This is a genomic window from Sorangium sp. So ce375, assembly GCF_051473855.1.
In the GTDB taxonomy this organism is placed as follows: Bacteria; Myxococcota_A; Polyangia; order Polyangiales; family Polyangiaceae; genus Sorangium.
On the sequence record NZ_CP150335.1, the window covers coordinates 4,872,338 to 4,893,208 of the forward strand.

Sequence of the window (20,871 nt, forward strand, 5' to 3'; positions counted from 1 at the left end):
GCCATGCAGAAGAAGCGAAAGCTCGTGTTGATCGGCAACGGCATGGCCGGCGTCCGCACCGTCGAGGAGATCCTCGCGCGCGGCGGCGCCGACCAGTTCGAGATCACCATCTTCGGCGACGAGCCCTATGGCAACTACAACCGTATCCTGCTCTCGGAGGTGCTGAACGGCTCGCAGGACGCGAGCGAGATCTTCCTGAACCCCCTGGCCTGGTATCGCGAGAACGGCATCCAGCTCCACGCGGGCGTGCGCGCGCGGGCCATCCACCGGCACTCGCGCCAGGTGACCGGCGATCACGGGGTCGTGGCGCCCTATGACAACCTGATCATCGCGACGGGCAGCTCGCCGTACATCCCGCCGATCCAGGGCGTGCGGCTGGAGGGCGGCAGGGAGAAGCCCGGCGTGTTCGTGTTCCGCAGCCTGGACGACTGCCACAAGATCGCCCAGTACGCGCGGGGCAAGCGGAGCGCCGCGGTCATCGGCGGCGGGCTCCTCGGGCTCGAGGCCGCGCGCGGGCTGCAGAACTTCGGGCTCGACGTCCACGTGGTCCACATCAGCGGCCACCTGATGGGGCAGCAGCTCGACGCCACGGCGGGCGGCATGCTGAAGACCACGCTCGAGCAGCTCGGCGTGACGGTGCACCTCGGCAAGAGCACGAAAGAGGTGCTCGGGGACGATCGCGTGACGGGGCTCCGCTTCGCCGACGACGAGGCGCTCGCCTGCGATCTCGTCGTGATCTCCGCGGGCATCCGGCCGAACGTGGAGATCGCCCTGCGCGCCGGGATGACCGTCGAGCGCGGGATCGTCGTGGACAACCACATGCGCTCTCCCGACGACCCGAGGATCTACGCCGTCGGCGAGTGCGCGCAGCACCGGGGGCAGGTCTACGGGCTCGTGGCGCCGCTCTGGGAGCAGGGCAAGGTGCTGGCCGACCACATCACGAAGCGCAACGAGAAGGCCTCTTATGCCGGCTCGAAGGTCGCCACGAAGCTGAAGGTCATGGGCATCCAGCTCGCCTCGATGGGCATCACCGAGCCCGCCGACGATCGGGACGAGATCGTGCAGTTCCTCGAGCCGAAGAAGGGCACGTACAAGAAGCTCATCATCCGCGACGGCCGGCTGCTCGGCGGCATCCTCCTTGGCGACGTCAGCAAGGCCGCGTACCTGATGCAGGCGTTCGACAAGAGCACACCGCTCCCGGAAGAGCGGCTGTCGCTGCTGTTCGACATCGGCGCGCCCTCGCCGCAGGCCACGATCGAGGAGATGCCGCCGGGGATGCAGGTGTGCAACTGCAACGGCGTCAGCAAGGAGGGCCTCGTCGCGTGTGTGCGCTCCGGCAAGCGGACGCTCCGGACGATCATGGACGCGACGCGCGCGGGCATGGGCTGCGGCGCCTGCAAGCAGCTCGTCTCGGAGGTCGTGGCGTGGGCGTGCGGGGGCGCGGCGGAGCAGGACCCAGCGGCGAGCTATTACGTGCCCGGTGTCCCGCTGAGCAAGCCCGAGCTCGTCCACGCGATCCGCGAGCGCGGGCTCAGGTCGGTGTCCGCGGTCTTCCGCGAGCTCGCCGGCGGGAACGAGGACCCGGGGAGCAAGCCGGGGCTGGCGTCGCTGCTCCGCACGCTATGGCACCACGACTACGAGGACGAGCGCGACGCCCGCTTCATCAACGACCGCGTGCACGCCAACATCCAGAAGGACGGCACCTTCAGCGTGATCCCGCAGATCGCCGGCGGCATCACGTCGGCCGCGCAGCTCCGGCGGATCGCGGACGTCGTCGACAAGTACCGCGTGCCGCTCGTGAAGCTGACGGGCGGCCAGCGCATCGACCTGCTCGGCGTGAAGAAGGAGGACCTGCCGGCCGTGTGGCGCGATCTCGATATGCCCTCGGGGTTCGCGTACGGGAAGTCGTACCGCACGTGCAAGAGCTGCGTGGGGAGCGACTTTTGCCGGTACGGCCTCGGTGACAGCATCGCGCTCGCGCTGAAGATCGAGGAGCGCTTCCAGGGCATGGACACGCCGGCCAAGCTGAAGCTCGCGACCGCAGGCTGTCCGCGCAACTGCTCGGAGGCGATGGTGAAGGACGTCGGCGCGGTCGCGGTGGAGGGCGGCCAATGGGAGATCTACGTGGGCGGCGCGGCCGGCGCCCACGTGCGCAAGGGAGACGTGCTCTGCGTTGTCGACGCGCACGAGGACGTGCTCCGGCTCATGGGTCGATTCATCCAGTATTACCGCGAGAACGCCAGGTACCTGGAGCGGACCTACGGCTTCGTGGAGCGCGTCGGCCTCCAGAAGATCCGCGCGGTGGTCGTGGACGACAGCGAGGGCATCGCGGCGCGCCTCGACGAGGAGATGCGGAAGACGGTCGAGGCGTACCGCGATCCGTGGCGAGAGGCGAATTCCCCGAAGACGACGAACCAGTTCCGATCGGTCCTGCCGATCGTGCAATGAGGGGGCGCGACATGGAGATCACGCTTGGACCCCTGTCGGCGATCCCGCCGGGCGAGGGGCGCGCGTTCGAGGTCGGATCGGAGCGCATCGCGGTGTTCGTGACGCGCGAAGGCCGCGTGTTCGCCACGCAGGCGCGCTGTCCGCACCGCGGCGGCCCGCTCGTCGACGGGCTGCTCGGCGGCTGCACGCTCATCTGCCCGCTGCACGCCCAGAAGTTCAACCTGGAGACGGGAGAGGCCCTGAGCGGCGGGGAGGGGCTCAAGACCTATCCCGTCCGCCTGAGCGCGACGAACCAGATCCTTGTGCGGATCGAGGGCGGCGTGGGCTGAGCGCCGCCCGCGTGGGTAGTGGTCCACTTTGCCCGGAGAGAGTCCACATGAAGGCGGGAAGGCGGGAAGATCATTAAGGTTTTCTTCCCGCCTTCCCGCCTTCATGTTCAAATTCGACCACTACCCCCGCGTGCGGGGTGCCCGCGCGCCTTCGGGTGCGCCGCGCCGGGTGCTCTGCTGAGCCCCTGGATAGCGCGTCTTTGGGTACGCTACCGGAGCGCGTCACGCGTCACGTGTCACGCGACGTTGCCTGGAGGGTTCCCGTTCGTCATGGTCGACCCCACGACAGCCGCACCGCTCGCCCCCGGCACCGTCCTCGGGGGCGATTTCCGCGTCGTTCGCCCCCTGAGCCAGGGGGGCATGGGCGCCGTCTTCGTCGCCGAGCAGCTCTCGACGGGCAAGCAGCGCGCGGTGAAGCTGATGCACGCGCAGCTCGCGCAGGACCCGCGCTTCCGCGAGCGCTTCGAGCAGGAGGCGAGGGTCGGGGCGCGGATCGAGAGCGATCACGTCGTGGAGGTCGTGGCCGCGGGGGTCGATCCCGCGACGCAGACGCCCTGGCTGGCCATGGAGCTGCTCGACGGGGCCGACCTTTCGGCCGTGATGGCGCAGCGCGGCGCGCTGCCGCCCGACGAGGTCCGCGAGCTGATGGGGCAGCTGTGCCACGCGCTCGGCGCGGCCCATCGCGCGGGCGTCGTCCACCGCGATCTCAAGCCCGAGAACATCTTCATCGCGCGGCCGCGGCAGCAGAACGTCCGCTTCAAGGTGAAGGTGCTCGACTTCGGCGTCGCGAAGATCGTGGCCGAGGCGCGGGCGACGACGGCGGTCACCGCGTCGGTCGGGACGCCGCTCTGGATGGCGCCCGAGCAGACCGAGCTCGCCGCCCAGGTGGCCCCGGCGTCGGACGTCTGGGCGATCGGGCTGCTCGCCTTCTACCTGCTCACCGCGCGCCTCTACTGGACCGAGCCGAGCCGTGGGCCCAGCGCCTCGGTCATGTCGCTCATGCGCGAGGTGCTGTTCGGCCCGCTGGATCCGCCGTCCGCGCGCGCCGCGCACCTCGGCTGCGCTCACCTGATCCCCCCGGGCTTCGACGCCTGGTTCGGCCGGTGCGTCGCCCGCGACGTCCGCGCTCGCTTCGCCGACGCGGCGCAGGCGATGGCGGCGCTCGATCCCGTGCTCGCCGCGGCCGCCCACAGGTCCGCGCCGCTGCCGGCTGTGTCATCCATGCCGACACCGCCGGGCCATCCCGGCCATCCCGGCCACTCCGGCCATTCCGGGCCGTACACCGCGCCGACCCAGCCGGGGATCTCCCGCACCGATGTCGGCGGCACGCTCGTCCCAGTGCCGGCGTTGCCCCCGCGCAAGGCGCCCTGGGGCCTGCTGCTCGCGATCGCCGGCGGCGGGCTGCTCGCCGTCGCCGGGCTCGCGGTCGGCGGTTTCCTGGCCGTCCAGCGCCTCCGCGCGCCCGACGGCGCTCCGACGTCGCCGCTGTACGGCGGCGACGCGCCCACGGGTGGGGCGTCCCCGCCGCCGGTCAAGCCATCGGGCCCAGCGGCGAGCAGCGACGTCGATCTGGCCGGCACGTACGACATCGTGTCGTCGCGCAACCCGGGCGGGCAGGGCAGCTACACGGGCAACGTTCTCCTGTCCCGGAGCGGCGATACGTACCGCATCGCCTGGATCATCACGAAGGGAGCGGGCTACGAGGGGCTCGCGTTCGTGCAGGGGCAGACGCTCGCCGTGGGATGGGCGAGCGGCGGCCCGTACGGCGCGGCCGCCTACCGCATCGACGGCGGCCGCCTCCACGGGCAGTGGATCGCCGCGGATCGACCTGGCCAGGTGATGGCCGAGGAGCTGGAGGGCCCTGAAGGGCTGATCGGCAGCTACCGGATCGTCGGCGGCGCTCGCAAGGGCACGGTCGTGATAGCGCCCGCGGGCGAGACGTACGCCGTGACGTGGGCGCTGAGCACCGGCGCGCTGAAGGGCGTGGGCATCCGCTCGGGCGATCAGCTCGTCGTCGGCTGGTCGCCGAGCCAGCAGGTCGGCGTCGTCAGCTATGCGATCGGCGGCCGGCAGCTCGCGGGGCGATGGGCGACCCTGGGCGGGACGCTGGAGGGGACCGAGACGCTGGTGCGCCGCTGATGACGCTGGTGTGCCGGTGACGCGCCGGCAATGCGAGGTCGCAAAGCGGTGTGTTCGGTGCCGGCAAGTGGGTCATGGGATCCGAGAAAGAGGACCAGGGCTCTCTCCGCCGCAAAAGCTCTTCGTGTCTGTTCGGGAGACACACGGGACGGACGCGCTCCTGTTTACCCCTGCGGTCGCCGACCGTCGGCGCGGCGGCCGTCTCCCTCGTGAGGGCGCTCGGGTCGGGGCCCGGCGTGGGGCGTGGAGCGCGCCGGGGGGCGCGGAAAAGGAAGGATGATGTCCCGCGGCCCCGCCCGGTCGAAGCGCTGGCGACGCGCGCCGACCATGGCAGCATGTGCCGCGCGTCACCCGCATCAGGGCTCCCGTGGGCACCAATCCCGTCTCGTCCGATCACGGGCCTTCGTCCCGTTACGCCGTCATCGAGGTCCTCTACGAGGGTTCGGACACCGTCCTTTACCGGGCTGTACGCGAGGACGACGGCCGTCCCGTGGTGCTCAAGGTCCTCCGGCGCGACCACGCGAGCTCTCGCGCCCCCGAGCGGCTGCGCCACGAATACGAGGTCGCCCGGGCGCTCGACACAACGGCCGTCGTCATGCCCTATGGGCTCGACCTGCTCGGCGATCGGCCGGCGCTGGTCCTGGAGGATTTCGGCGGCGTGTCGCTCGATCGGCTCCAGAGAGGGCCGATGCCGCTCGAGCGCTTCTTCCCCCTCGCCATCCGCGTGGTCGAGGCGCTCGCCGGGCTGCACCGGCACGACGTCGTCCACAAGGACATCAAGCCTCAGAACGTGCTCCTCAACCCCGCCACCGGCGAGGTGAAGATCACCGACCTGGGGATTGCGTCCCGGATACCCCGCGAGCTCCAGCACCTCGAGCACATCGGGCTCATCGAGGGGACCCTGGCCTACATGGCCCCGGAGCAGACGGGCCGAATGAACCGCTGGGTCGACGAGCGGACCGATCTCTACTCCCTGGGCGTCGTCTTCTACGAGATGCTGACGGGCACCTTGCCGTTCCAGGCCGGCGATCCGGTCGCGTGGATCTATTGCCATATCGCGCAGAAGCCGGCCCCGCCGCACGCGCTCGTCTCCTCGATTCCCCCGCTCCTGTCGGAGCTCGTGCTCAAGCTGCTCTCCAAGGCCGCCGAGGAGCGTTACCAGAGCGCGGCCGGCCTGCGGCACGATCTGGACGAGGCCTTCGCGAGGTGGCGGGCGAGCGGCGCCATTCCGCCCTTCGCGCTCGGTCAGCGCGACCTCTCGGACCGGTTCCAGGTGCCGCAGCGGCTGTACGGGCGCGAGCGCGAGGTGGAGGCGCTGCTCGCCGTGTTCGAGCGGGTGGTGGCGCAGGGCCGGCCGGAGCTCGTGCTCGTGTCGGGCTACTCGGGCATCGGCAAATCGTCGCTCGTCGCGGAGCTGCAGCGGCCGGTGGTGAGGGAGCGGGGCTTCTTCCTGTCCGGCAAGTTCGATCACGCCGCGAGGGACGTCCCCTACCGCGCTTTCCATCAGGCGTTCCGGGCGCTCTTTCAGGAGATCCTCCGCGCGAGCGAGGAGCAGGTCGAGCGCTGGAGACAGCGTTTCCGGGAGGCCCTCGGCCAGAACGGCACGCTGCTCGCCGACGTGCTCCCCGAGCTCACGCTGCTCCTCGGCCCTCAGCCGCCCGTGCCCGAGCTGCCGCCGGCCGAGGCCCAGAGCCGGCTGCACGCGACGCTCCAGCGCTTCGTCTCGGCGTGCGCCCAGAAGGACCACCCCGTGGCGCTCTTCCTCGACGATCTGCAGTGGGCCGACGCGGGGAGCCTCCAGCTGCTCGAGCAGCTCGCCACCTACGCCGGGTCCGAGCACCTCCTCTTGATCGGCGCGTACCGCGACAACGAGATCGGCCCCGCGCACCCGCTGCGGGTCACGCTGGCCGAGGCGCGGAAGCGCGGCGCCGCCGTCTCCGAGCTCGTCCTCGAGCCGCTCTCGGCCACCCATGTCGGGGCGCTCGTCGCCGAGACGGTCCACGCGCCGCACGCGCCCGAAGCGCAGGCCGAGCCGCTCTCTCGGCTTGTTTATGAGAAGACCGGCGGCAATCCGTTCTTCGTGCTCCAGTTCCTTATCGCGCTGCACCAGGAGGGGCTCATCACCTTCGACGCGGAGGAGGGCGGGTGGCGGTGGGACATCGCCGCGATCCGGGACAAGGAGTTCACAGATAACGTCGTCGAGCTGATGACGGGCAAGCTGAAGCGGCTCTCGGGGCCGACGCGGGACGCCCTCACGCTCGCCGCGTGCCTCGGCAGCAGCGTGGAGCTCGACACGCTCGCGGTGGTCGCGGGCCGTCCGGCGGCGGAGCTCGGCGACGCGCTCGAGGAGGCCGTGGGGGAGGGGCTGCTCCTCCGCCGGGAGGACGGCTATCGATTCCTCCATGACCGGGTGCAGCAAGCCGCGTACTCGCTCATCCCGGCGGGACAGCGCGCCGAGATGCACCTGGGGATCGGGCGGCTGCTCCTCAGGGCGCAACGCGCCGAGGAGCGCGACGACGCGCTCTTCGACGTCGTCGGCCACCTCAACCGCGGCGCAGCGCTCGTGCGTTCCCAGGCGGAGCGGGACGAGGTCGCCGCGCTGAACCTCCGCGCCGGCAGGAAGGCCAAGGCGGCCGCGGCCTTCCAGTCCGCCGCCACGCTCTTCGCGGCCGGCCTCTCCCTGCTCGCGCCGGCCTCGTGGGAGACACGTCACGAGCTGACCTACGGCCTGAGCTTCGAGCGCGCGCACATCGCGTACATCACCGGCAGCTTCGAGGAAGCCGAGCGGCGCCTGGAAGAGCTCATGGATCGCGCGACGACCCGGCACGAGACGGCCGCCGTCGTCGAGATCGTCGCCGCGCTGAACGTCACCCGCGGGCAATACGCGCGCGCGGTGGAGATCGGGCTCTCCTGCCTCCGCGCGTGCGACGTGGATCTGCCGCTCCACCCCACCGACGCGCAGATCGAGAAGGAGACCGAGAGCGTCTGGCAGGCCCTGGGAGATCGGGCCATCGAGGACCTGATCCGCCTGCCCCCCATGACACACCCGGAGATCAAGACCACGATGGGCGTGCTGCAGAGCGTGTCCCTGCCTGCGTTCTTCGTGGATCCGAACCTGTACAACCTCGTCGTCATGCGCATGGTCAAGCTCAGCCTGCGCCACGGCAACGCCGAGCACTCCGCTGTCGCGTACGCCGCCTTCGCGATGGTGATCAGCTCGAGGTTCGGGCGATATCAGGAGGCTTACCTGTTCGGCAGGCTCGGCCACGACGTGGCGGACAGGAGCGGCCTCCTCACCACGAAATCGGTGGTGGTCATCCTCTTCGGACACTATGTCATCTTCTGGACACGCCACTACCGAGAGACGTATTCGTACACGCGCGACGGTTTCAGCGCCGCGGTCGAGTCCGGTAATCTGAACAACGCGTGCCTCAACTGCATCTGGGCCGCGCTGTTCCCGCTGCTCTCTGGCGAGCTTCTGGAGGACGTGCTCCACGAGGTCGAAGAGCGCCTCGGCTTCGTGCGCGGGGTCGGCTACGGGTTCGCGCATAACGCCCTCCTCGGCGGCTACGCCATGATCCAGACGCTGCGCGGGAGGCCGGTCCGCCTCTCGATGCCGGACGGGTCCGAGCTGGATCCGCCGGCGTTCGAGGCGCGGCTGGAGGAGGGTGGGGAGCTGGAGACGGCGCGCGACTTCTATTACAGCTTGAAGGCGCAGGCGCTCTTCGTGCTCGGCTCTCCCCGAGAGGCGCTCGCGGCGGCGACCCGCGCTATCGCCGAGCACCCGCCCAGGGTCGGTCCGCACGCGCTCATCGCCGAGAGCTTCTATTATCGCGCGCTCGCGCTCGCGGCCGTCTGCGACGACGCGCACGGCGCGCATGAGGCGCAGCCATCCCCGCTGTGGGTGCTCCCCGAGGGGCTAATCGAGTGCGAGAGGCAGCTCGGCGAGTGGGCCACGAGCGGCCCCGACAACTTCCTTCACAAACACGCCCTGGTCCGCGCCGAGATCGCCCGGCTCCTGGGGCGCGAGCCGGAGGCCAGCCGGCTCTACGAGCAGGCCATCGCGGCGGCGCGCGAGGGCGGCTTCGTCCAGCACGAGGCCATCGCCTGCGAGCTCGCCGCGGAGTTCTACCGGGCGCGCGGCCTCTCGATGCCCGCCGACAGCTACCTGCGAAACGCCCGCGCCGCCTATTTCCGCTGGGGCGCCCACGCCAAGGTGGAGCAGCTCGATCGGCGCCATCCGCACCTCGCCCCGCACAAGCCGATCGCCCCCACCGCCACCTTCGCCGTACGGGCCGAGCAGTTCGACGTCCTGTCGGTGGTGAAGGCCGCGCAGAGCATCTCTGGCGAGCTCAAGCTCTCGCGGCTCCTCGAGATGCTGCTTCGCATCGTGGTCGAGCACGCGGGCGCCGAGGAGGGCAGTGTCCTCCTGATCCGGGATGAGCAGCTGTGGATCGCGGCGCTCGAGACGCCGGGGGGCGCGGTACGGCTGCTCGACGCGGGGGAGGCGCCTTCGGCTGCGCTGCCGCAGTCCGTCCTCAACTATGTTCGCCGGAGCCACGAGCGCGTGCTGCTCGACGACGCCGCCGCCCGGCACCCGTTCATGGAGGATGAGTATTTCCGGCGCAAGCGCCCGAGATCGGTGCTGTGCCTCCCGATCGTGGGCCAGGCCCGGCTCATCGGCCTGCTCTATCTGGAGAACAACCTCGCCACAGGGGCGTTCACCCCCGGGCGGCTCAGCGTCGTCGAGCTGCTCGCCTCGCAGTCGGCGATCTCGCTGGAGAACGCGATGCTCTATACCGAGGTGGAGCAGGAGAACGCCGAGCGGCGGCGGGCGGAACAGGCGCTCGAGGCCAATCAGGAGATGCTCCAGGCCATCGTCGACAACTCGGCGGCGAGCGTCTTCGTCAAGGATCACGAGGGCCGGTTCCTGCTCGCCAACCGGCAGGTAGGCGCCCTCCTCGGCATGCCGAGCGAGCAGCTCCTCGGGAGGACCGACGCCGACCTCTTCCCTGCTCCCGTCGCCGAGATGGTCCGCGAGCACGAGCGCAAGGTGCTCGAGGCGGGGGCGCCGATGGAGTGGGAGGAGACGGTGCCGCTGGAGGACGGGCTGCACACGTTCCTGTCGATCAAATTCCCTCTCGGCGAGCGGGTCATGCCCGGCGTGCTCTGCGGCATCTCCACCGACATCACCGAGCGCAAGCGGGCCGAGCAGGCCGAGCGGTTCCTGGCCGAGGCGAGCCGCAAGCTGATGACGCTGGGCTACAGCGCGACCTTCGAGAACGTGGCGCAGCTCCCGGTGCCGGAGCTCTCGGATCAGTGTGTCGTCGAGGTGCTCTCGGAGGACAGGACGCCGGGCCCGACGGCCGTCGCGGGGGTGCCCGGCGAGCAGCTGGGAGCGCTGATGGACGCGCTGCGCGCTCTGGCAGGGGCGTCGCCGGCCGGATCCGAGGGCGAAGAGGGCCGCGCCGCGCCGCTCGTGCAGCAGGTGCATTCGCTCGACCCGCGGGTCAGGCCCCCGTGGGAGCAGCTCGGCGTCCACGCGTTCCTGCGGGTCCCGCTGCTCGCGCGCGATCGGTACTTCGGCCTCATGACCCTGCTGGCGACCGCGCCCGAGCGCCGCTACGGCCCCGCCGACCTGCGGCTGGCCGAGGAGCTGGGGCGCCGCGCGGCGCTCGTGCTCGACAACGCCCGCCTGTACACAGAGGCCCGGGAGGCGATCCAGCGGCGGGACGAGTTCCTCGTCGTCGCCTCTCACGAGCTCAAGACCCCGCTGACCTCGCTGCAGATGCAGGCGCAGAGCTTCGAGCGGCTGCTGCGCCGCCGCTCGCTCGCGGACGTCCCCGCGGCGCGGATCGAGGCGATGGTCCAGATCCTCGGCCGCCAGACGTCGCGGCTCGGGCGACTCGTGGACGAGCTGCTCGACGTCACGAGGCTGCACGCCGGGCGGCTGGCGCTCGCGCGGGCGCCTGTCGATCTGGCGGCGCTGGCGGGCGAGGTCGTCGACCGGATGCGCCCGCAGCTCGCGGCGTCCGACTGCCGGACGCAGCTGGATCTGGGGGCGCCCGTGGTCGGGCACTGGGATCCGGATCGCCTGGAGCAGGTCGTCATCAACCTCCTGTCGAACGCGATGAAGTACGGCGCAGGCAGGCCCATCCACATCGGCGTGCGGCGGCAGGCCGATCGCGCGCTGCTCGTGGTCCGGGATGAGGGGATCGGGATCGCGGAGGCCGATCAGGGCAGGATCTTCGAGCGCTTCGAGCGCGCGGTGTCGGTACGCAACTTCGGCGGCCTCGGCCTCGGGCTCTACATCGCTCGCGCGATCGTGGCGTCGCACGGCGGCTCCATCCGGGTGGAGAGCAAGCCGGGCGCGGGCGCGACGTTCGTGGTGGAGCTGCCGCTGAGCCCACCGGAGAGCGCCCCGCCGGCCGGATCCGTCGTAGGGTAGGGCATGCGGTTCGCCGAAAGCCCGCGCGCTCCGGGCACGCCGCTCGCCGTCGCGGCCGCCGCCTCGCGGAGGCCCTCGTGACGGAGTCTGCCCACCGGCCCGAGATCGAGCGCGCGCTCCGCTTCATCGCCGCGAACCTCGAGAGGCCCATCACGGTCGCGGACGTCGCGCGCGCGGCGCGCCTCAGCGAGTTCCATTTCCACCGGGTCTTCCACGCGGCGGTCGGCGAGCCGATCGGGCGGTTCATCACGCGGAGGCGGCTCGAGCAGTCGGCGCTGCGGCTCGCGTACGAGCCGGATCGCAGCATCATGGATGTGGCGCTCTCGTCGGGGTACTCGTCCGCGTCGAACTTCTCGAAGGCGTTCGCGGCGCACTTCGGGTGCAGCCCGTCGCAGGTGCGGAATCCGGAGCGCGGCCTCCCCGTCGCGCTTGGCAAGCTGACGTCGCTCTACGGGAAGGACTTTCGCCCGGAGGAGCTCTACACGCTCCCACCCGAGCGCGGGAGTGACGAGCGGCGCCGCGAGGCGGCGGCGTGGAGCGCTCGCGTCCGCTTCGAGACCACGAGCGGGCTCGACTTCGCGTGCCTCGCCGGTCCGGGCGGATACGACCTCTCCCTGCTCGAGCGCCTCTGGTCGGAGCTCATCGCCGCCGCTCGGCAGCTCGGGATCTGCGAAGACGCCGTGGATGCCTGGGGCGTGCCGCACGACAGCCCGCAGATCACGGCCCCCGAGCTCTGTCGATACCACGCCTGCGTGCCCTGTCCGCCCACGGTCCCGCTGCCGCCCCCGCTCTTTCGCGGCCGGATGAGCGAGGGCCGCTACGCCGTCTTCCGCTATACCGGCGAGGTGACCGGCGTTCAGGAGGCCTACCGCAGCATCTATTCGTGCTGGTTCAGGGAGAGCACCCTCTCGCCCGACGACTTCACCTCCCACGAGCGCTACGTCACGGACGAGCCGAGAGACGGCCGCGTGGACCTCGAGCTCTGGTTCAAGGTGCGGCCGCGCCGCTGACCGCAGCAATCCAGGAGAACTCATCCGCAGCCCCGGAGATGCGATGTGGGCCCTCCCGGCCGTACGGTGCCTCGTGACCGGATGGCCCGGTCCACCACGGAGAGGGTCGCAGGGGACGCGATGGGAACACTGAGCACTTCGAAACGAATCCTTGTCACCGGCGCGTCGCGCGGGATCGGACGCGCGACCGCGCTCGCGCTCGCCGAGCAGGGGCACACGGTCGTCCTCGCCGCCCGCGACGAGGGCGCGCTGGAGCAGCTCGCCGGCGAGATCGCCCGCGCGGGCGGGCGGGCCGAGGTCGTCCCGATGGATGTCACGGACGACGCCAGCGTCGAGCGAGGGATAGCGCGGCTGCTCGAGGCGGGGCCGTGCGACGTCGTGATCAACAACGCGGGATCCTGCGATCAGGCGGACTTCCTTGTGCAGGAGATGGAGACGCAGCGCTCCGAGATGGATCTCAATTACTGGGGCGCGGTGCGGGTGACGCGCGCGCTCCTGCCGTCGATGCTCCTGCGCCGCTCGGGCGTCGTCGTGAACGTCTCGTCGCTGCTCGGGATCATCGCGTCGCCGACGACGGCCAATTACTCGGCGACGAAGGCCGCGCTCAACGCGTGGTCGCACGCGCTCCGGGGCGAGGTGGGCCGCTTCGGCGTCCAGGTCGTCGTGTTCGTGGCGCCCCATACCGATACGGCGTCTGGCCGCCGCATCCGCTTCGAAGGCGTGGTGAGCCTGCCTGTCGAGTACACGGTCGAGGCGCTGCTCCGGGCGGTCGACAGGGCGCCCCGGCAGGCCGCGGCGAGCCCCGTCTACCGGCTCCTCCTGCGGCTCGCCGGGCTCTTTCCGGCCTTCCTCGAGTCGCGGGTCGCCGCGTCGGCGCGGCCGCGCCTGCTGCCGAGCTACGGGGCTGCGCTGCGCGAGGGGGCGCGGCAGCGCGACGTCGAGGCGCTCCACGCCGGCGGCTCCGGGCGCGCTCCGGGGTGAATTCGGCATCAAGTCGCGACCGCGGCTTCCCAAGCTCGACGCGCTTCTGATACAAGCCGTCTTGTCGAGGGGGGACGTACGGGAGGGAAGATATGGCGAACGAAAAGGACGCCTCTTTGGCGCTGCTGCATACATTTCTTGCGTCCTGCCCGGAGATGCTCTTCATCGCGGATGTCGATGGAAAGATGCTGAATTCGAGCGGCGCGCTCCGTCAGGCGCTGGGGGCCGGGGTAGAGAATGGGAGTTCGCTCACAGCGCTCGTCCATGCGGAGGATCGAGCGGACTTCGCCGCTGCGTGGACCCGGCTGAACGAGCAGACAGCGCCGGTGCAAGTCGATGTGCGCCTGGTGGACGCCCAGGGGGGTTACCGGCGTCTGACGTGCAACGCGAGCCGGGCGCTCGAAGGGGGCACGATCCATGGGTCGCTGCGGCCGGCCGACGTCGGCGGCGAGCAGAGCCCTGCAGACCCGAGCCTCAAGGAGCGGCTCCTCGACGGTCTGGCAGACAGCCTCCAGGTCGTCATCTGGGCGATCGACACCGAGGGGACCGTCATCTACCACGACGGCAAGGGGCTCGATGCCGCCGGGCTCGCGCGGGGCGAGCTCCTCGGGAAGAACCTGCTGGAGCTCTATCCCGAGAAGGATGCCGCCATCTTGCGGGGAGCGATCGCCGGCGCGATGACCCATGACCACAACACGGCGCACGGCGTCCACTGGGAGAGCTGGGTCATCCCCGTTCTGAACAAGCGCGACGAGGTCGACGCGGTGATGGGGTTCTCGCTCGACGTCACCCCGGTGAAGCGCGCGCAGGAAGAGCTGCGGGCCAGGCTCACTCAGATCGAGAAGCAGCAGGAGGTGATCCGCAACCTCTCGACGCCGATCATCGAGGTATGGAACGGGGTGCTGACGCTCCCCATGATCGGCGTGGTCGACAGCGTGCGGACGGCCGAGGTGATGGATGCGCTGCTCGCGCGCATCATGGAGAAACAAGCGCATTTCGCGATCCTCGATCTGACCGGGGTCGACATGGTGGACACGAAGGTGGCGAGCCACCTCATCGAGCTCGTGGCGGCGATCCGCCTGCTCGGCGCCGAAGGCATCGTCGCCGGCATCAAGCCGAACGTCGCGCAGACGATGGTCGCGCTCGGGCTCGATCTCTCCGCGATCTCGACGCAGCGCGATCTGCGGGCCGCCCTGAGCTACTGCATCCGGCGGATGGCGCCGCAGCCGCCGCAGGCGAGCCGCGCCGGCGTGAGCGTGAGCTGACAGGGCCCCGCGCCGTCGAGCTCGCTCCGGCACCGGAGAGCGCCTCCGGCGCGATGCCGCCTTCCTTTTTCGGCGGATGTGCTCACCCGGAGGGTGCAGGAGCGCGAGAACGGAGCGATGATGCTCCGGTTGTGACCTTCAGCAGCGGGGGCCGCGCTCGGCCCTCGCATCGGTCTCACGGGGTGGGTGCGTGCACACGACGGCCGAAGATCACGCAGAGACTCTTCACATCGATCCACGTCTCCTGATCGAGTCCCTGGACGACCCCGCGCTCGTCATCGACGCGCGGGGCAGCGTCCTGTGCAAGAACGAGCAGCTCGATCGCCTCCTTTCGGGGCTCGGGGCGCCGAGCCTGCCGCTGTCGCCGGAGGGCGATCGCGTGCTCCTGTCGCTGGCGCCCGCGGCCGCCGATATCGCCCGGATCCAGGCGATCCTCTCGGGCGAGGTCGATCGCGCCGAGATCGACCTCCCGGACGAGGGCCGCGGCGCGCCGCGGTGGATGCTCCGCGGGCTCGCCTGCACGATCGCCGGCGGGCGCGGCGCCCTGCTCCGCCTCATCGATGGAGGCGAACGCAGCGTCCGGGAGCACCAGCGCCGGTGCGCGCAGGTCGTCGAGTCCATGCACCTCGGCTGCACGTTCATCACCCTCGACGACCCGGAGGATGACCGGTCGCTCCGGTACGTCTACATGAACCGCGCCGCCGAGCGGATCGCCAGCAGGCCCACCGCGTCGATGCTGGGCCGGACCCTGGACGAGAGCGTCCCCAGCCTCCGGCAGGTCGGCATTCCGCAGCGCCTGGCGGAGCTGATCCGCTGCGGCGGGACGGACGAGAGCGAGGTGATCGTCCCCCGGGAAGAGGGCACGCACGTCATGACGACGTGGTCGTTCGCCGTGGGAGATCGGTGCGCCGCCGTGGTCTACGACGACGTCACCGAGCGCAGGGCGACGGAGGCGTCGCTCGAGAGCGCGCGCCTCCTCCTCGACGGCATCATCGAGCACCTCCCGCTGATGCTCTTCGTCAAGGATGCGGCGGAGCTCCGCTATGTGCGGGTGAACAGGGCTTTCGAGGAGTTCCATGGCCACGCGCGAGGAGAGCTGATCGGCTTGTGCGCCAGCGACTTGTTGCCGCAGGCGCTGGCCGCGAAGGTCGACGCCGAGGCCCGCGCCGTGCTCGCGGGGGGCGTGCCGGTCGAGGTGCCGGAGCTCCGCGTCCCCTCGAAGCGCTTTGGCGACCGCATCGGCCGCGCCCGGTTCGTCCCCATGGAGGACGCCGTGGGCAAGGGGCGTTATCTCCTCGGGCTCGTCGAGGACATCACCGAGCGCAAGAAGGTCGAGGACGCGAAGCGCCAGGAGTCGATCCTCCTGGAGACCCAGCGGCGGCTGATGGAGCTCATCCAGGAGCTCTCGACGCCGAGCATCCCCATCCACCCGGGCATCCTCGTCGTCCCGCTCGTCGGCCAGATGGACAGCTCGCGCGGCGCCCAGCTCGTGGAGTCGCTCGTCGCCGCGGTCGAGCGGCACCACGCCGAGTTCGTCATCATCGACATCACCGGCGTCACGTCGGTCGACACCGCGGTGGCCAACCACCTGCTCCAGGCCACGCGCGCCGCGGGGCTCCTCGGAGCCGAGTGCAGCGTCGTCGGCGCGTCGCCCAGCATCGCCCGCACCGTGATCGAGCTCGGCATCGAGCTCGGCAACCTCGCGACGCACCGGGACCTGCAAGCCGGGTTCCGGCACGCGCTGGCGCGGAAGGGGTATGTGATCAGCGCGCGCGCGGATCGAAAGGCCTGAGCGCGGCGGAGCCGCCCGCGCCGCGCGAGACGGCCGCTGCCGCCCCGGTCGTTGCCGATCGCGGGCGAGGGTGGTCGAGACGATCTCTTCGATGTCGGCGAGGCTCGCCCGGTCGGGCGAGCGCGAAGCCAGGACGGCGATGGGCTGGGAGGGTCAGCTCCAGCGGGCGTGGGGCCGCGCATTGCGCCGCCGAACGCCGAGCGTGCCGAGAGCGAGGAGCGAGAGCGCCGCGGGAGGCCAGGGCGAGCCGCCCGGGGCGCCGGGAGGGGAGAGGGCGCAGGCGGTGTTGTCGAGGTTGTATGTGGCGGGCGGCCGGCGGACGCAGGCGTTGCTCCAGTCGCAGACGTAGCCGGGGGCGCAGTCGTCGACCGAGGAACAGCGATTGCGGCATTGGCTCGTGGCGCTGTCGCACCCATAGGTGCCGCAGTCCTTGGGGCTGCCCTTGCACTCGCCGACCTCGCAGCGGTCGCCGTCGCTGCACCCGTTGCCGTCGTCGCAGATGGGCCCGGACAGGAGCTCGCACTTACCGGGCTGCTTGGCGCCGTAGGGGAACGTGATCTCCGTTCGGGCCGAGCAGGTATCGCAGGGACCGGCGTCGCAAGCCGTGTCGCAGCAGACGCCGTCGACGCAGAAGCCGCTCTGGCAGTAGGTCGCCTCGTTGCACGGCGCGCCGTCGCCGAGAATCTTGTACAGCTCGGCGCTCGCCAGGGGAACGTCGCCGTCACCGAGGCCGCCGAGCACGAGCGCCGTCCCGTCCTCGAGCATGGCCCCCATCGGCTGGTTTCGAGGGGTCATCAGAGGCCAGACCAGCAGCCAGGCATCCTTGTCCGGATCATACACCTCGGCACTCGAAAGCGGACCTCCGGTATCGGTTCCGCCTGCGACCAGCACCCGACCGTCGGGCATCAGGAGTGCGACGTGGCCTGTGCGCGCATGGTGCATCGTGGCCGCGGGAGCAAAAGCCATGGTCGTCGGCTCGAACAGCTCCGCCTCGGCGAGCAGGCCATTGCTGCCAGTGCCGCCGGCGAGGAGAACCTGACCGTTCAGCAGGAGTGTGGCGGTGTGGCCGGTTCGGGCGGAGGTCATCGTTGGAGAGATGCTCGTCCAACGATCGGTGCGCGGGTCATACACCTCCGCGTCCCTGAGAACGCCGCTGTCCCCCGAACCCCCTGCGACCAGCACATGCCCGCTCGACAGCAACGTCGCGGTGAACTTCCAGCGGGAGACGGACATGTCGCTACCGGCCGTCCATCGATTGGTGGTCGGGTGGTACCGTTCGGCATCGCTCCGACCGCCGCTGTCTCCCCAACCTCCGACGACCAGCACGTCTCCATCGTCGAGTGGGACAGCCGCGTGGTATGCCCGGGCGCGTGTCATCGCGCCGGCTGGCAGCCAGCTCTCGGTCGCCGGGTCGTACAGCTCCGCGCCCGCGAGGACACCGCTGGTGCCTAGGCCACCAGCGACCAGCACCTGCCCGCTCGCCAGCGGCGTCGCTGTGTGATGCCCGCGGGCGATGCTCATGGGCATGGTGCGGCGCCAGGCGTGAGTCGTCATGGCATAGATCTCCACGCTCGCCTCATAGCCGACGGAGCCGAGACCGCCGGCGACCAGCACGTCATGATTGGAGAGCCGCGTCGCGGTGGCGTGAACACGGCCTTGACCCATCGATGCCATAATGGTCCAACGTCCCGCCGGGTCGTACAGCTCCGCGCTCGCGAGACGCTCAAAACCGGTGCCTCGGCCACCAGCGACCAGGATCTGCCCGCTCGGCAGCAGCGTCGCTGTATGCCCGTAGCGGGCGGAGCTCATCGTGCCGGCTGGCAGCCAGCTGTGGGTCTGGGTCGCCGGGTCGTACAGCTCTGCGCTCGCAAGAGGCTCATTGTCATCGCTGGTGCCTCGGCCACCCGCGACCAGCACCTGCCCGCTCGGCAGCAGCGTCGCGGTATGCCTGTAGCGGGCGGCGCTCATCGTGCCGGCTGGCAGCCAACTGTGGGTCGCCGGGTCGTACAACTCCGCGCTCGCGAGACGCTCATCGCTGGTGCCTCGTCGGCCACCAGCGACGAGGACCTGCCCGCTCGGCAGCAGCGTCGCGGTATGCCCGTAGCGGGCGGAGCTCATCGTGCCGGCTGGCAGCCAACTGTGGGTCGCCGGGTCGTACAGCTCCGCGCCCGCGAGAGTCTCATCGCTGGTGCCTAGGCCACCAGCGACCAGGACCTGCCCGCTCGGCAGCAGCGTCGCGGTATGCCTGTAGCGGACGGAGCTCATCGTGCCGGCTGGCAGCCAACTGTGGGTCTGGGTCGCCGGGTCGTATAGCTCCGCGCTCGCAAGAGGCTCATAGATGGTGACTCGGCCACCAGCGACCAGGACCTGCCCGCTCAGCAGCAGCGTCGCGGTATGCCATTCGCGGGCGGCGCTCATCGTGCCGGCTGGCAGCCAACTGTGGGTCTGGGTCGCCGGGTCGTACAGCTCCGCGCTCGCGAGATTCTCATCGCTGGTGGCTAGGCCACCCGCGACCAGGACCTGCCCGCTCGGCAGCAGCGTGGCGGTATGCCCGTAGCGGGCGGAGCTCATCGTGCCGACTGGCAGCCAACTGTGGGTCGCCGGGTCGTGCAGCTCCGCGCTCGCGAGAGTCTCATCGCTGGTGCCGTAGCCACCAGCGACCAGGACCTGCCCGCTCGGCAGCAGCGTCGCGGTATGCCTGTAGCGGACGGAGCTCATCGTGCCGGCTGGCAGCCAACTGTGGGTCTGGGTCGCCGGGTCGTACAGCTCCGCGCTCGCAAGAGGCTCATTGTCATTGCTGATGCCTCGGCCACCCGCGAGCAGGACCTGCGCGCTCGGCAGCAGCGTCGCGGTATGCCCGTAGCGGGCGGCGCTCATCGCGCCGGCAGGCAGCCAACTCTGGATCGCCGGGTCGTACAGCTCCGCGCTCGCAAGAGGCTCATTGTCATTGCTGGTGCCTCGGCCACCCGCGACCAGCACCAGCCCGCTCGGCAGCAGCGTCGCGGTATGCCATTCGCGGGCGGCGCTCATCGTGCCGGCTGGCAGCCAACTCTGGATCGCCGGATCGTACAGCTCCGCGCTCGCACGAGGCGCAGATATGGTGCCACCCGCGACCAGGACCTGCCCGCTCGGCAGCAGCGTCGCGGTATGCCCGTAGCGGGCGGCGCTCATCGTACCGGCTGGCAGCCAACTGTGGGTCGCCGGGTCGTACAGCTCCGCGCTCGCGAGACGCTCATTGCTGGTGCCTAGGCCACCCGCGACCAGGACCTGCCCGCTCGGCAGCAGCGTCGCGGTATGCCCTCCGCGGACGGAGCTCATCGTGGCGGCTGGCAGCCAACTGTGGGTCGCCGGGTCGTACAGCTCCGCGCTCGCAAGAGTCTCATCGCTGGTGCCGTAGCCACCCGCGACCAGGACCTGCCCGCTCGGCAGCAGCGTCGCGGTATGCCCGTCGCGGGCGGCGCTCATCGTGCCGGCTCGCAGCCAACTGCGGGTCTCCGGGTCGTACAGCTCCGCGCTCGCGAGACGCTCAATGCTGGTGCCTAGGCCACCAGCGACCAGGACCTGCCCGCTCGGCAGCAGCGTCGCGGTATGCTTTCCGCGGGCGGAGCTCATCGTGCCGGCTCGCAGCCAATTGTGGGTCGCCGGGTCGTACAGCTCCGCGCTCGCAAGAGGCTCATCGCTGGTGCCGTAGCCGCCTGCGACCAGGACCTGCCCGCTCGGCAGCAGCGTCGCGGTATGCCCGTCGCGGGTGGCGCTCATCGTGCCGGCTGGCAACCACAGCGGATCCACCAGCACCGACTCCCCGTTTGCCACGACCCACAGCTCGATCCGCGCCTCGCTCGCCACGAGCCGCGCCTCGATGGGCCGCCCTCCTTCTGCATACGCCCGCGGCGCCGTCACGCGGAGCCGCGCGCTGCCGGCCAGGTCGACCACCTCCACCGCTTCACCCTGTTGCCGCAACGTTGCCCCTTGCACCTCCCACGCGGCGACGGGCGCATCGCTCGACACCGCCGCGGCCTCCAGCAGCAGCCATTCCTCGGCGCCCCCGCCCGCGATCGCCGTCCAGTACGACCTTCCCCCGGCCCGCGCGTACGTCACTGCGCCGCCCTCGATCGCTGCCTCGCCCGCCGCGCCGATCTCACGCACCGCGATCGTAAACCCCCGCGCCCCCCGGAAGCGCAGCCCGTCCTCACCTCTTGCTGGCAGCACCGCCTCGATCGTCTCGCCAGCGGCCCGAAAGCCTCCGGTCGCCCCCGGCCGCGACCGGCTGGCGAACCCCTCCTCGGTGGCGATGAACCCCGCGCCCGCCTCGAGCACCTCCGTCACCTGCTCGGGGAAGCGAGCGCGCAGCGTCTCGCTTGAAAGAGACGCCGGGTCGCGCCCATACCGGCACCCGAGGAATGCGTTCAAGAGCAGCAGGAGCGAGAGCAGCACGCCCGTTGACAACCACCGTGAATGC

Annotated in this window: 9 protein-coding genes; 8 read left to right on the plus strand and 1 reads right to left on the minus strand. The window is 70.7% G+C overall.

Annotated features, from left to right (window positions below):
* Positions 1-3 precede the first annotated feature (3 nt).
* The 8 genes from nirB to WME90_RS18140 all read left to right on the plus strand — a co-directional run bounded on the left by nirB (position 4) and on the right by WME90_RS18140 (position 16,412).
* The gene (gene nirB, locus WME90_RS18105; protein ID WP_437282397.1) at positions 4-2,448 is read left to right on the plus strand and encodes a nitrite reductase large subunit NirB; all 2,445 of its coding nucleotides are present in this window, start codon (positions 4-6) and stop codon (positions 2,446-2,448) included.
* An 11-nt stretch (positions 2,449-2,459) separates the two neighbouring features.
* Positions 2,460-2,777 carry a Rieske (2Fe-2S) protein gene (locus WME90_RS18110; protein ID WP_437282398.1) on the plus strand — a complete coding sequence of 106 codons (318 nt, stop codon included), beginning with the start codon at positions 2,460-2,462 and terminating at the stop codon, positions 2,775-2,777.
* Between the two features lie 270 nt (positions 2,778-3,047).
* Entirely contained in the window at positions 3,048-4,916 is a 1,869-nt protein-coding gene (locus WME90_RS18115) for a serine/threonine-protein kinase (RefSeq protein ID WP_437282399.1), read from the plus strand.
* Positions 4,917-5,283: 367 nt separating this feature from the next.
* Positions 5,284-11,364: an AAA family ATPase gene (locus tag WME90_RS18120; protein WP_437282400.1), complete on the plus strand. Its 6,081-nt coding sequence runs from the start codon at positions 5,284-5,286 to the stop codon at positions 11,362-11,364.
* Positions 11,365-11,441: 77 nt separating this feature from the next.
* A complete protein-coding gene (locus WME90_RS18125) occupies positions 11,442-12,374 on the plus strand; it encodes an AraC family transcriptional regulator (protein ID WP_437282401.1) in 933 nt (310 codons plus the stop codon).
* A 120-nt stretch (positions 12,375-12,494) separates the two neighbouring features.
* Positions 12,495-13,355, plus strand: coding sequence for an SDR family NAD(P)-dependent oxidoreductase (locus WME90_RS18130; RefSeq protein WP_437282402.1), 861 nt, complete (start codon positions 12,495-12,497; stop codon positions 13,353-13,355).
* A gap of 92 nt (positions 13,356-13,447) precedes the next feature.
* Positions 13,448-14,620, plus strand: coding sequence for a PAS domain-containing protein (locus WME90_RS18135; RefSeq protein WP_437282403.1), 1,173 nt, complete (start codon positions 13,448-13,450; stop codon positions 14,618-14,620).
* A 190-nt stretch (positions 14,621-14,810) separates the two neighbouring features.
* Complete coding sequence (locus tag WME90_RS18140) at positions 14,811-16,412, plus strand: PAS domain-containing protein (RefSeq protein ID WP_437282404.1); 1,602 nt, start codon at positions 14,811-14,813, stop codon at positions 16,410-16,412.
* A 153-nt stretch (positions 16,413-16,565) separates the two neighbouring features.
* On the opposite strand, the gene WME90_RS18145 is transcribed toward WME90_RS18140, so the two are convergent.
* The gene (locus WME90_RS18145) at positions 16,566-20,846 is read right to left on the minus strand and encodes a kelch repeat-containing protein (protein WP_437282405.1); all 4,281 of its coding nucleotides are present in this window, start codon (positions 20,844-20,846) and stop codon (positions 16,566-16,568) included.
* Positions 20,847-20,871: the final 25 nt, after the last annotated feature.

What these genes read in the sequence shown, in the direction of transcription:
- WME90_RS18130 (WP_437282402.1), top strand. Translation starts at nt 12,495, where the DNA reads ATGGGAACACTGAGCACTTCGAAACGAATCCTTGTCACCGGCGCGTCG.
- WME90_RS18110 (WP_437282398.1), top strand. Translation starts at nt 2,460, where the DNA reads ATGGAGATCACGCTTGGACCCCTGTCGGCGATCCCGCCGGGCGAGGGG.
- nirB (WP_437282397.1), top strand. Translation starts at nt 4, where the DNA reads ATGCAGAAGAAGCGAAAGCTCGTGTTGATCGGCAACGGCATGGCCGGC.
- WME90_RS18135 (WP_437282403.1), top strand. Translation starts at nt 13,448, where the DNA reads ATGGCGAACGAAAAGGACGCCTCTTTGGCGCTGCTGCATACATTTCTT.
- WME90_RS18115 (WP_437282399.1), top strand. Translation starts at nt 3,048, where the DNA reads ATGGTCGACCCCACGACAGCCGCACCGCTCGCCCCCGGCACCGTCCTC.